The following is a 12772-nucleotide window of genomic DNA, read 5'->3' as shown; positions in this document are numbered from 1 at the left end:
GTGGGACGGCACCCGGCAAACCAGGCGATAGCCGTCAGTCTAACAGGAAGCCGCTAAGGCGCTGTGGACGGGGCCCGGGTGGGCGCTGCGCGTCAGGGCAGGTCCAGGCTGTAGCCGCAGCCGACTACGGTCTTGCCCGGATGCGACTTCACGTTGGAGACGCTGAGCACGATCGATTCGATCATCGCCTCGCCGGTCTTGGGGTTGGTGGTGTCTTCGCTGACCAGCTCGCGGCCGTACATGACCTTGTCGGCGTTATCCACGCCCAGTTCCAGGTTCAGCTGTCTGGCCAGCGGGCGGGGGTCGGGCAGGTCCAGCAGCGCCATGACGCTGGCGCCGGAGAACGCGATGTGGGTGGTGCTGTGGCCGAACACGCTGATCGGCGTGTTGAGCGTGTACTCGGTCATGAACAGGTTGGCCTGGTCCAGCGGCGTCCAGCCCAGCGCCACCGCCTTGAGCGGGTCGGCCAGCACCGGTGCCAGCGCGTTGAAGTCGCCAATGCGCTGGCGGCATTCGATCAGGGCCGGCAGGTCGGGGCGTGCCGGCGCGGCCTGCGCCCAGGCGCTGGAGCAGGCCAGCAACAGCGACGCGGCGGCGAGGCAGGCCCGCATCAGCTTTCTCCCGCGTACGGGTCGTCGATGCCGAGATCTGCCAGGATCTCGCGTTCGAGTTGCTCCATCGCATCGGCTTCCTTGTCGTCTTCGTGGTCCCAGCCGAGCAGATGCAGCGTGCCGTGCACGGTCAGATGGGCGTAATGCGCGGCCAGCGACTTGCCTTGTTCGGCCGCCTCGCGCGCCACCACCGGCGCGCAGATCACCAGATCGCCGAGCAGCGGCATCTTGACACCCTTGGGCAGGCCTTCGGGTAAATCGGCCGGGAAGCTCAGCACATTGGTGGCGTAATCCTTGCCCCGGTAATGATGGTTGAGCGAGCAGCCTTCCTTCTCGTCGACAATCCGCACCGCCAGGTCGGCCTCGCGGATGCGTCCCTTCAGCGCAGCGGCCACCCACTTGCGAAAACTCACCGCCGACGGCAGACCGGCGCGCGGCAGCGCATAACTGACAGCGACGTCGAGGCGGACAGGTCCACGGGTCATGGCGAGAGTTTCCTGGGCAGAGGGTCAGCGCGTGCAGGTGATCAGCAGTAGCAACGCAGGCCCGTGGGCCACGCGGTAGCTCGAACTGCCGATCGGGCCCCGCCCGCAGCCGCGATTGTAATCCCGCACCCGCAAGCTTGAAACGAATCCTGGCTGGTCATGCAGCCAGACCGCACGCGATCGGGATGCCCGGCGACGGCGACGACTGCGTCTGTCAGCACCAGGCTGACAGGGCGCGAACTCACTCAGGCTGTTGCTTGGCGGCAGCGTCCTGCTGATCGCGCTTTTCATAGGCCGTGACGATGCGCTGCACCAGCGGGTGGCGCACCACGTCGCGCGCTTCGAAGAAGGTGAAGCTGGCGCCGTCCACCTCGCGCAGCACTTCGATTGCGTCGCGCAGGCCGGACTTGACGTGTTTGGGCAGGTCGATCTGGGTCAGGTCGCCGGTGACCACCGCGGTGGAGCCGAAGCCCAGCCGGGTCAGGAACATCTTCATCTGCTCGATGGTGGTGTTCTGTGCCTCGTCCAGGATCACGTAGGCATCGTTGAGCGTGCGGCCGCGCATATAGGCCAGCGGCGCGATCTCGATGACGTTCTTTTCCAGCAGCTTGACCACTTTTTCCACGCCCAGCATTTCGTAGAGCGCGTCGTAGAGCGGGCGCAGGTACGGATCCACCTTCTGGCTGAGATCGCCGGGCAGGAAGCCCAGCTTCTCGCCGGCTTCCACCGCCGGGCGCACCAGGATCAGGCGCTGTACGCGCGACTCGTTCAAGGCTTCCACTGCGCTGGCCACCGCCAGGAAGGTCTTGCCGGTACCGGCCGGGCCAATACCGAAATTGATGTCGTGCGTGGCGATCGCGTGCAGGTACTTGGCCTGGTTGGCGCCGCGGCCACGCACGGTGCCGCGTTTGACCTTGATCGCCACGTCCTGGGCCACGTAGGAACGATCGACCACCTGCTCGACGTTGGCATCGTTCAGGCGCAGGTGGATGGCGTGGTTGTCGAAGGTGGTGGAGGTGGCTTCCTCGTACAAGGCGGTTAGCAGCGTCTGTGCGGCGGTGATCGCCGGCTCCGGGCCGGTGACACGGAAGATGTTGCCGCGGTTGGCGATCTCCACGCCGAGCTTGAGTTCGATCTGGCGCAGGTGCGCGTCGAACGGGCCGGCCAGGTTGGCCAGGCGCTCGGTGTCGTCGGGTTCCAGGGTGAAGTCGCGATGTGCAGGTGAGTTCATGGTCGGATCGGACCGCGCACGCATGCGCTGGTCGGTTGGGCGGCAGACGAGGGTAGCGCGCAGCGTGTGATCCCACCAACACGCAAGGCCACTGCAAGCGCACGGTCTGGCCGATCCCCGGCGGTGCGCGCGGGTTTTCCACAATCGCTGTGGAGTCACGTATCACTAACCTGTGGATAAAAATCGTGGCGCCTACTCGCACAAGGTGCGGCAGGGGCATGGTGAAAAAATCACCACTGCGATGGCGGTTGTCCACAAGCGGTGTGGATCGAATTCGGCAAAGCCTGTGGGTAAGTGCTCGCACGCCTTATGCCGCAAGGCGTTGCAGACAAGTGGTGAATTTTTGATCACTTACCTTGCGTGCCGTGTGACCAGGGACGTCGGTGTTGTTGTTGTGCGCGATCACGACCATGCCTGGCGTATGCGAGCAGTGCGCGCCGTTGTTGACCTAGACCGACCACGGCTTAGTAGCGCGCAGATGCTGGAGCGCCGATCGGCGAATGCAGTGCGGCAAGCAACCAGCTGCGTGCTTGCCGACGATCGAGGTGCGAGGCACGACGCGCGTGACCTCAACGCAATTGCCAGCGTGTTACACGCACGCAGCTACGCAAAGCAACGCAACAACGATGGCAGGCAGACGCAGCATCGCGTAGCCGGTCGCAGCACTACGAAAGTAGTGACCAACCAACGCGCACCTTCCAGTCAGCAAGACGCGATGCATGCCGTGGCGCCACGCGCCCCGGCACCTATTCGGTATCAGCTTTCGCTGTCGTCCACCTGGATAAGACCGCGCAGCGAATTGCTCATCGCCTCGGTGATCAGGACATCGACGAACTGCCCGATCAGGCGCGGATTGCCGGGGAAATTCACCGGACGCATGTTCTCGCTCTTGCCGGTCAATTCATTCGGATCGCGCCGCGACGGGCCTTCCACTAGCACCCGTTGCACGCTGCCGACCATGGACTGCGAAATGCGTGTGGCATGCGCGTTGATCTGCGCCTGCAAACGCGCAAGCCGCGCCTGCTTGACGGCTTCCGGGGTGTCGTCCTGCAGGTCCGAGGCCGGCGTGCCGGGACGCCGCGAATAGACGAACGAGAAACTCTGGTCGAAGCCCACGTCCTCGATCAGCTTCATGGTCTTTTCGAAATCCGCTTCGGTCTCGCCGGGGAAACCGACGATGAAGTCCGAGCTGATCGAGATATCCGGACGCACCGCGCGCAGCTTGCGGATCTTGGACTTGAATTCCAGCGCGGTGTAGCCACGCTTCATCGCCGACAGGATGCGGTCGCTGCCGGCCTGCACCGGCAGATGCAGATAATTGGCCAGCTGCGGCACATCGCGGTACGCATCCACCAGCGAGTCGGAAAATTCCAGCGGGTGCGAAGTGGTGAAACGGATGCGGCCGATGCCCTCGATCTGCGCGATGGTGCGGATCAACAGGCCCAGATCGGCGTATTGCGCCGCGTCGCCGGCATCGGCGCCGTACGCACCGCGATACGCGTTGACGTTCTGGCCGAGCAGGTTGATCTCACGCACGCCTTGCGCCGCCAGCTGCGCCACCTCCACCAGCACGTCCTCGAACGGCCGGCTGACTTCTTCGCCACGGGTGTAGGGCACCACGCAGAACGAGCAGTACTTGGAGCAGCCTTCCATGATCGACACGAACGCCGACGGACCCTCGGCGCGCGGCTCGGGCAGGCGATCGAACTTCTCGATTTCCGGAAAGCTGATGTCCACCTGCGACTTGCCCGACTCGCGCCGCGCGCGGATCAGCTCCGGCAGGCGATGCAGGGTCTGCGGGCCGAACACCAGATCCACATAGGGCGCGCGCTTGACGATGGCCTCGCCTTCCTGCGAGGCCACGCAGCCGCCCACGCCGATGATCACCGGCTTGCCGCCGGCCTTCAGCGCCTTCCAGCGGCCCAGCTGGCTGAACACCTTTTCCTGCGCCTTCTCGCGGATGGAGCAGGTGTTGACCAGCACCACGTCGGCGTCTTCGGGGTTGTCGGTCAGTTCCAGGCCTTCGGAGGCGGCGAGCACGTCGGCCATCTTGGCCGAGTCGTACTCGTTCATCTGGCACCCGTGGGTCTTGATGTAGAGTTTGCCGCGCACCACGGCAGGCGCCGACGGGCGGGCCACCGGCAGCGGCAACAGGGCGGGTGCGTCCACGGCGGTGGCCGCGGACAGGTCGGAAACGGATGTCCCGGGCATGGCGCTTATTCCAGGCGGGTAGAAGATAGCCGCACAGTTTACCCGCTTGCGCCGGGCCCGTCCGCTTGGTCAGGCCTTGGCGTTGGTGGCCTCGGCGCGTGCGAACGCCGGCCTGTCGGCCATGCGGGCGATGTAGGCGCGGGTGCTGGCAGGTGGGTCGATCAGGCCGAAATCGACCATCCAGCCCAGCGCGCCGCCCCACAGCACATCGGCCGCGCTGCAGCGCTGGCCCAGGAGATAGTCGCCCTTGGCCAGCTGCGTATCGATCACCTGCAGCACCGTGGCGCAGTCGGCGTAGGGCGAGATCGAGCGCGGCGGCGCATCGCGCTTCATCGCGCGGTCGATGATCGCCGGCTCGAACGCCGAGCCGTAGAAGGCCAGCCAGCGCAGGTAGGCGCCGCGGTCGGCATCGCCCGGCGCCGGCGACAGCCCGGCTTCCGGATACAGCTCGGCCAGATACTGGTAGATCGCGCCCTGTTCGGTGACCACGCTGTCGCCATGCCGGATCGCCGGAATCTTGCCCATGGGGTTGATCGCCAGGTACGCGGGCGCGAGTTGCTCGCCTTTTTCCAGGTTGACGATCTGCAGGTCGTAGCTGGCGCCGAGCTCTTCCAGCAGCACCAGCACGCCGCGCGAACGCGAACGGGGATTGTGGAACAGGGTGATGTGGCGCTGGTCGGACATTGCGGTTTCCTTGGTGGATGCGGAAGGCATAAAGAACGAGGTGCCAGGCAATCCTACGCAGCTATTGCGGACAGTTTCCGTCCGCAATACGGTAATGCGATGGCCTCGACCGCTGCCCGCTTGTTGCGTCTGCTTGCGCTGCTGCAGGGCGGCCGCAGCTGGTCCGGCGTGGCGCTGGCCGAGCGGCTGGAACTGCATCCGCGCAGCGTGCGGCGCGCGATCGAGCGCCTGCGCGAGTTGGGTTACCCGGTGCATGCCGTACCCGGCGCCGGTGGCGGCTACCGGCTGGGGCAGGGTGCGGCCGCCCTGCCGCTGTTGTTCGAAGAAGACGAGGCGTTGACGGTGGCGATCGCGCTGCGCGCAGCGGCCCCGGCGATACGCGGCATGGATGCCGCAGCGGCGCGGGTGCTGCGCAAGCTCGATCCGCTGTTGCCGCGGCGCAGCGGCCAGCGTGCCAGTGCCGCGCACGCGGCCACCGCCAGTTTGCCGGTCACCGGGGAGACGGGTGCCCTGGTGGATGCGGCGCTGCTGGCGCAACTGGCCAGCGCCTGCCGCGACCGGGTCACGCTGCGGCTGGACTATCGCCGCCACTCCGGTGCCCCGATTACGCGTTGCGTTGAGCCGGCCCTGCTGGTGAATTACGGGCGGCGCTGGTATCTGCTGGCCTGGGATTGCGAGCGCCAGGACTGGCGCACCTTGCGCGCCGACCGTATCGACCGGGTCGAGACGACTGGCGCGCAATTCGCCGCTCGCGCACTGCCGGAGGAGCCACTGCAACTCCTGCGCAAGGCGATCGGCGAGTCGCCGTTCCCGTGCCGGGCCCGGGTACGCCTGCACGGCGCGCTGGAGGCACTCGCCGCGCGCATCCCGCCCTGGCTGGGCGCGCTGGAAGCCGACGGGCCGGCGCATTGCTGGCTGGGCCTGGGCGCGCCGAGCATGTCGGCGCTGGCGGCCAATCTGCTGCTGCTCGATCTGCCGTTCGATGCGATCTGCCCGGATGCCGTGCGCGTGCCGCTGGCCGAGGCGCTGAACGCGTTGCGGGCGCGGCTGGAGCCGCTGCCCGGATAACCGCAGCGGCCACTTGGCAAGCCCGGGCCAAGCTGGGACACTCCGCCGCATGAAGGGGATGTCAAGATTGCTGGGGCTGTTACTCGTCACGTTGCCGGCAGCGCCGGTCTGCGCGGGCACCTTGTACAAGTGTGTCAGCGGCGACGGAATCACCAGCTACCTGAGCAAGCGCCAGAGCGGGGCGACCTGCAGCGTCATCAGCAGCTACACCCCGGAGCGATCCGCGCGCCGCGCGCCGCCGTCCATGGCTCGCCCGGCGCAGGGTTTGGTCGCTGGCCCTGCGCGCGCCAGTACCTCGATCGACAGCGGCGCGCCGGCCACCATCATCAGCCAGCCGGTTGGCCAGGCGCCACGCCGCGCTGCCGAGGTCGCCTCGGCGGTGATGCCGCGCGCGCTGCCGGTGGCGGAGACCTCGGTCGTGCAGGCACCCGCCGCCGCGGTCAATCCGCGCCGGGTGGTCAGCGGGCAGGTCTATTCGTATATGAAGGACGGCGTGCGTCACTACACCAGTGCGCGCCCGCGTCAGGTCGCCAGCATCGAAGGTCTGCGCACCATCCATTACAGCTTCATCGAAACCTGTTACGCCTGCGCGGCCAAGCCCGGCGTCAATTTCGGTGCGATCCGGCTCAACACCAATGCCTATCAGCAGGAAATCACCGCAGCCGCGCGCGAGTTCGGGGTCGAGGAAGCGATCGTGCGCGCGATCATCCATGCAGAGTCGGCCTACAACCCGCTGGCACTGAGCCGGGCCGGCGCGCAGGGGCTGATGCAGTTGATGCCCGGCACCGCGCGCCGCTTCGGCGTCAGCGATGCCTATGATGCAACGCAAAATATTCGCGGTGGCGTGCAATATCTTTCGTGGTTGCTGAAGCGCTTCAATGGCGATCTCACGCTCGCCGCTGCCGGCTACAACGCCGGCGAGGGCGCGGTGGATCGCTATGGCGGCGTGCCGCCTTACAGCGAGACCCAGCGCTACGTCCAACGCGTCGGCGTGCTGGCCGGACGCTATCGTGGGCAGACCACGGCGGCCAACTGAGCCGTGTGCTTTGCACGCAGCGCCCGCTGCGGCCTGCTTTGACAGTCGCGCGCCGAAACGGACGTCATGCGGCCACCAGGCCGCGCAGGCCGCCGTTGCACCGACGCGATAGTGCAGCCAACGCGCAGCATGTCTGCAACTGGCGCGGTCTTTTTTGTCAGCACTGGGTCACAGCTGTACTCCTTGTGCAGGCCTGGCGCGTGACGTGATCGAAGCGTGCCTGCATCCAGTGTTTGCACTGCGCCGGTTCGACTGCGTACATTGCGTTGTCTGTGCATTAAGCGTTCCGCTACACTGCGGTCGATTCATCGCGGCTGGACCCCCCGCCAGCCGTTGGCAGCCTCACGCTACCTAATCAAGATCGGAGAGCCGGATGGCCAACGATGGGGTTAACGCACCTGCTGATATCGGGCGTCGTCGGTTCTTGACCGCGACAACGGCCGTGGTCGGTGCGGTCGGAGCAGGATTTGTCGCAGTTCCGTTCGTGAAGTCGTGGAATCCCAGCGCACGCGCCAAGTTGGCCGGTGCCCCGGTGACCGCCGACATCAGCGCCTTGCAGGAAGGGCAACGGCTGGTTCTGGAATGGCGCGGTCAGCCCATCTGGATCGTCAAGCGCTCCAAGGCGATGCTCGACGCACTGCCATCGCTGGATGACCGGCTCAAGGATCCCAAGTCGGAGAACAAGGACCAGCAGCCGGACTATGTGCTGAAGAACCCCGAGTACCGCTCGATCAAGTCCGACATCTCGGTGCTGGTCGGGCTGTGCACGCATCTGGGCTGCTCGCCGGAAATGGTCGCCGAGATCCGCCCCGAGCCCTACGACCCGCAGTGGAAGGGCGGCTACTTCTGCCCCTGCCACAAGTCGCGCTTCGACATGTCCGGCCGCGTCTTCGACGGCGTGCCGGCACCGATCAATCTGCTGGTGCCCCCACACCACTATGTGGACGACAACACCCTGGTGATCGGCGTCGATCCCGACGGTGCCGGTACGTCGGCCAACAGCACGGGGGCTGCCTGATGAGCAATATCCTGGTCCGTACCGCCAACGGTGTGTTCGATTGGGTCAACGAACGCGCGCCCGGGCTGATGCCCATGTACCGCAAGCACGTCAGCGAGTACTACGCGCCGAAGAACTTCAACCTCTGGTACTACTTCGGCTCGCTGGCCATCGTGGTACTGGTCAACCAGATCGTCACCGGCATCTTCCTGACGATGCACTACAAGACCAGCGCGGCCGATGCGTTCGCCTCGATCGAATACATCATGCGCGACGTGGAGTGGGGCTGGCTGATCCGCTACATGCACAGCACCGGCGCCTCGCTGTTCTTCATCGTGGTGTATCTGCACATGTTCCGCGGGCTGATGTACGGCAGCTACCAGAAGCCGCGCGAGCTGGTGTGGATTCTCGGCATGCTGATCTACCTGGTGCTGATGGCCGAAGCCTTTATGGGCTACGTGCTGCCGTGGGGGCAGATGTCGTTCTGGGGCGCGAAGGTGATCATCTCGCTGTTCGGCGCCATCCCGGTAATCGGCAACGGGCTGACCGAATGGATCATGGGCGATTATCTGCCTGGCGATGCCACGCTCAACCGCTTCTTCGCGCTGCACGTGATCGCACTGCCACTGGTGCTGTTGCTGCTGATCGTGCTGCACATCGGCGCGCTGCACGAGGTGGGCTCCAACAATCCCGATGGCGTGGAGATCAAGAAGGGGCCCAAGGGCAACCGCTGGGACGCGCACAAGCCGGCCGACGGCATCCCGTTCCATCCGTACTACACGGTCAAGGATCTGGTCGGGGTCGGCTTCTTGCTGCTGATTGCGGCCTTCATCATCTTCTTCGCGCCGGCGTTCGGCGGTTTGTTCCTGGAGCACGACAACTTCACCGAGGCCAATCGCCTGGTGACCCCGGAGCACATCAAGCCGGTCTGGTACTACACGCCGTACTACGCGATGTTGCGCGTGGTCCCCAACAAGCTCGGCGGCGTGCTGGTGATGTTCTCGGCGATCGCGATCCTGTTCCTGGTGCCATGGCTGGATCGGGCCAAGGTGCGCTCGATCCGCTACCGCGGCTGGATCTCCAAGGTCGCGCTCGGCGTGCTGGTGGTGTGCTTCGTGTGGCTGGGCGTGATCGGGTCCGGTCCTGGCACCGACGCACACGAAACCTATGTCGGGCGCGTGCTGACCTTCCTGTACTTCGCCTTCTTCATCACCATGCCGGTGTGGACGCGGCTGGACAAGACCAAGCCGGTGCCGGAGCGGGTGACCACCCATGACTAATTCCAACATGAGGTCATGGACGTCGCGCGTGGTCGCCCTGCTGTGCGGGCTGACCCTGGCCGCAGGGGCGCTGGCAGCCGAAGGCGGAAAGGTGCAGCAGGCTGGCAACGACCTGAGCGACCGTGCCTCGCTGCAGCGTGGCGCGCAGTTGTTCATGAACTACTGCTCCGGCTGCCACTCGCTGAAGTACCTGCGCTATTCGCGCATGGCCAGCGATCTGGGACTGAGCGAAGAAGAGGTCATGACCAACCTCAACTTCACCGGCGCCAAGATCGGCGAACACATCGAAGGCACCATGCCGCACGATGCGGCCACCAAGTGGTTCGGCAAGGCGCCGCCGGATCTGACCTTGATCGCCCGCGTGCGTGGCACCGACTGGGTCTATACCTATCTCAAGTCGTTCTACCTGGATCAGACCCGCCCCCTGGGCTGGAACAATCAGCTGTTTCCGAATGCCTCCATGCCCAACCCGCTGTGGGAGCTGCAGGGCCTGCAGCAGGCGCAGTTCGGCCCGCCCGACAAGGCGACCGGCGACAAGCCGGTGCAGGCGCTCAAACTCGGTCAGCCAGGGCGACAAACGCCGGTCGAGTTTGATCAGACCGTGCGCGATATCGCCAACTTCCTCGAATACGCCGGCGAACCGGCGGCCTTGAAGCGGCAGAGCATGGGCGTGTGGGTGATCCTGTTCCTGGCCTTGCTCACCTTCATGGCCTACCTGCTGAAGAAGGAATACTGGAAGGACGTGCACTGACCGGTCTGCAGGCCGGTCATCGGCTACAGAGCGCATCGGCCATGCATGCGCAAGTCATGCAACGGCTGCAGCAAACCGACCGCTGAGCCCCTCTCCCCGCGGGAGAGGGGGGCGGTGAGGGTCGGCAAGCAATCACTGCTTCGGTTGACGACAAATCGCCTCTGCCGCTTCCGATGTCGTGCACTAGCTGCCGCGCCGTCACCGCACGCGCACGTGACCGGAAGCTGCATCTCGGCGCAACAAGCGGCCTGTCCGGGCATTAATCGGCCCTATCACTCTTGGCTTTTGCGTGACGTGATTGCACACTCGAAGGACCGTGGTGACGGTCGGCGTTGGGCCGGCCGCGCCGATGCGGCCGGCGGATTCCGGTCGTCGGAGAGCCTTGAATGGCGACGAGTGTGCGTATGCGGAATACCTTGACTTTGTTTTCGTCCAACGACGACGTGTTGTGCCACCGGGTCCGTCTGGTCCTGGCGGCGAAAGGGGTGACCTACGACCTGGTGCCGGTCGACCCGCAAAATCCCCCGGAAGATCTGATCGATCTCAATCCCTACCATTCGGTCCCGACCCTGGTCGAACGCGACCTGGTGCTGTACGCGGCATCGGTGGTCAGCGAATACCTGGACGAGCGCTACCCGCATCCGCCGTTGATGCCGGTCGATCCGCTCTCGCGCGCACGTCTGCGTCTGGCGATGCTGCGGATCGAGCACGACTGGGTGCCGCAGGTGCAGGCCATCCAGCTCGGCAACAAGACCCAGGCCGAGGCCGGCCGCAAGCGCCTGAAGGAACTGCTCACCGCGTCGGTGCCGCTGTTCAAGGCCAGCAAGTTCTTCCTCAATCCGGAAATGAGTCTGGCCGATTGCGCGATGGCGCCGATCATCTGGCGACTGGACGCGTTGGAGATCGGTCTGCCCAAGGACGGCAAGGCGATCGAAGACTACGGCAACCGGATCTTCCGCAATCCCGGCTTCATCCGCAGCCTGACCGATCAGGAAAAGAAACTGCGCGACCTGCCGGGCTGATGCGACGGCTGTATGCCAACAGACCGACGCCCCATCGTGCAGCCGCCGCTGCGGGCCGTGTGCGGGTAAAATGACGTCATGAGCGAAGATTTCCCCCGCATGACCAGCCATCGCCCGTACCTGCTGCGGGCCTTGGTCGAATGGATCAACGACAATGGCATGACCCCGCACGTCCTGGTGGACGCCGGGCTGCCCGGCGTGCAGGTGCCTGCCAGTGCCGTCAAGGACGGCCGTGTGGTGCTGAACATCGCCGAGCGCGCCGTGGTCGGGCTGCAGGTCGACAACGAAAGCGTGCAGTTCACCGCGCGCTTTGGCGGCGTCAGTTACCCGGTGATGGTGCCGATGGCCGCGGTCCTTGCGGTGTATGCACGCGAGACCGGGCAGGGCATGGCCTTGCCGGACGATATTCCCGGCACCAGTACCGAGCCGCCGGATCCGGGTGCACCGCCGCCAAGCGCGCCCACGCCGGACGAGCCGCCGAGCGCGGGCAAGCGTCCGCATCTGCGCGTGGTCAAGTAAGCACACGCACGGACGCGCATCGCGCGTCCGTGCGTTGTTGCGCCATGTACGCGTGTGGTTTGCATCGCACGCGCATCTTTCAACCAGAAGACGCCGTTGCATGTGTGCATCGGCGTTGCGGATCGGCGGCAGCGACGCTGATCTTCGGTCGTACGGCGCTGCATGCAGGCAAGCTGCCTGCAGACGCACACATCGATCCAATCGCGGTCAATTCAGGCGCTGATGGTCCGGGCTCAACGGCGTCACCGTAGCCACCTGCGGTCCGGTGAAGGCGATCAATTGGTCGCCGCGCAGCACCAGGCGACCGCTATGACGGTCGATGCCGTCGTAGGAATACTCGAACCGGAACGTCCGCTCGAAGCCCAGCCAGCCATTGGGCTTGCGGCAGATGCGGATATTGGTGGAATGCACGCTCTGATCCAGCCATTGCACATCGGCGGCGCGGCAGGCATTGCGGCCGAGGATATCGGCACGTTCGGCCGCTGCGCGCGAGGAGTTCCAGAACGCGTACAGCGCGGCGCCGGCAATCATGAAGAGGATAAGGCTGGGCATGGCGTCAATGTGCCATGGCCTGCGCCCGATCGACAATCGTCGCGCCGGGCCGCAGCGTTGCGTTGATGGCTGGTGGCTGGCGACCCGATGCGCCGGCCGGCATCCGCCACTCGTCCAGGCAGCCCTTCGCTTTACCAGCAACGGCTGTCGTCACGTCGCGCGAGTGCTCGGCATTGCGCCCGTTCGAACTGGAGTTGACGGCAAGGTTGCAGCAGGTCGAAGCGGTGCAGCGGACGCACCGGGCTTGGCCGCTGCGCGGTCAGGCCGACAGCCGCTTTAACCATTCACCGCCATTCCCGCGCTCGGCTTGTGTCGGGCGCAGCGC

The 12772-nt window shown here is 65.5% G+C and carries 12 protein-coding genes and 1 pseudogene; 7 read left to right on the top strand and 6 right to left on the bottom strand.

Annotated features, from left to right (window positions below; genetic code table 11):
• Positions 1-92 precede the first annotated feature (92 nt).
• The 5 genes and pseudogenes from GGR73_RS06780 to GGR73_RS06760 all read right to left on the bottom strand — a co-directional run bounded on the left by GGR73_RS06780 (position 93) and on the right by GGR73_RS06760 (position 5165).
• Positions 93-611: a hypothetical protein gene (locus GGR73_RS06780; protein ID WP_184456132.1), complete on the bottom strand. Its 519-nt coding sequence runs from the start codon at positions 609-611 to the stop codon at positions 93-95.
• Positions 611-1096 (bottom strand): rRNA maturation RNase YbeY, encoded by a 486-nt coding sequence (gene ybeY, locus GGR73_RS06775; protein ID WP_102581541.1) that lies wholly within the window; start codon positions 1094-1096, stop codon positions 611-613. The genes GGR73_RS06780 and ybeY overlap by 1 nt, the downstream gene beginning before the upstream one ends.
• Positions 1097-1337: 241 nt before the next feature.
• Positions 1338-2327, bottom strand: a complete 990-nt coding sequence (locus GGR73_RS06770; RefSeq protein WP_184456130.1) for a PhoH family protein — start codon at positions 2325-2327, stop codon at positions 1338-1340.
• A 756-nt stretch (positions 2328-3083) separates the two neighbouring features.
• Positions 3084-4538 (bottom strand): tRNA (N6-isopentenyl adenosine(37)-C2)-methylthiotransferase MiaB, encoded by a 1455-nt coding sequence (gene miaB / locus GGR73_RS06765; protein ID WP_026064129.1) that lies wholly within the window; start codon positions 4536-4538, stop codon positions 3084-3086.
• Between the two features lie 38 nt (positions 4539-4576).
• Positions 4577-5165, bottom strand: a pseudogene (locus GGR73_RS06760) (glutathione S-transferase family protein).
• A 156-nt stretch (positions 5166-5321) separates the two neighbouring features.
• On the opposite strand from GGR73_RS06760, the gene GGR73_RS06755 reads away from it, so the two are divergent.
• From GGR73_RS06755 to GGR73_RS06725, 7 genes are all read left to right on the top strand, one after another.
• Positions 5322-6290 (top strand): WYL domain-containing protein, encoded by a 969-nt coding sequence (locus GGR73_RS06755; RefSeq protein ID WP_184456128.1) that lies wholly within the window; start codon positions 5322-5324, stop codon positions 6288-6290.
• 49 nt (positions 6291-6339) lie between these two features.
• On the top strand, positions 6340-7326 hold the full coding sequence (locus GGR73_RS06750; RefSeq protein ID WP_184431326.1) for a lytic transglycosylase domain-containing protein: 987 nt from the start codon (positions 6340-6342) through the stop codon (positions 7324-7326).
• 373 nt (positions 7327-7699) lie between these two features.
• Complete coding sequence (gene petA, locus GGR73_RS06745) at positions 7700-8344, top strand: ubiquinol-cytochrome c reductase iron-sulfur subunit (RefSeq protein WP_026064126.1); 645 nt, start codon at positions 7700-7702, stop codon at positions 8342-8344.
• Positions 8344-9603 (top strand): cytochrome b, encoded by a 1260-nt coding sequence (locus GGR73_RS06740; protein ID WP_024939276.1) that lies wholly within the window; start codon positions 8344-8346, stop codon positions 9601-9603. Before petA ends, GGR73_RS06740 begins: the two co-directional genes overlap by 1 nt.
• A complete protein-coding gene (locus tag GGR73_RS06735) occupies positions 9596-10354 on the top strand; it encodes a cytochrome c1 (protein WP_172454219.1) in 759 nt (252 codons plus the stop codon). The genes GGR73_RS06740 and GGR73_RS06735 overlap by 8 nt, the downstream gene beginning before the upstream one ends.
• A 386-nt stretch (positions 10355-10740) precedes the next feature.
• Positions 10741-11376, top strand: coding sequence for a glutathione S-transferase N-terminal domain-containing protein (locus GGR73_RS06730; RefSeq protein WP_024939278.1), 636 nt, complete (start codon positions 10741-10743; stop codon positions 11374-11376).
• A gap of 78 nt (positions 11377-11454) precedes the next feature.
• Positions 11455-11895, top strand: a complete 441-nt coding sequence (locus GGR73_RS06725) for a ClpXP protease specificity-enhancing factor (protein WP_016901612.1) — start codon at positions 11455-11457, stop codon at positions 11893-11895.
• A gap of 207 nt (positions 11896-12102) precedes the next feature.
• Here GGR73_RS06725 and GGR73_RS06720 read toward each other — a convergent pair whose 3' ends face one another.
• A complete protein-coding gene (locus GGR73_RS06720) occupies positions 12103-12483 on the bottom strand; it encodes a DUF3301 domain-containing protein (protein ID WP_039516191.1) in 381 nt (126 codons plus the stop codon).
• Between the last annotated feature and the right edge of the window lie 289 nt (positions 12484-12772).

This window comes from Xanthomonas sp. F14, from assembly GCF_014199865.1.
This window is presented reverse-complemented; position numbering and strand designations above follow the sequence as displayed.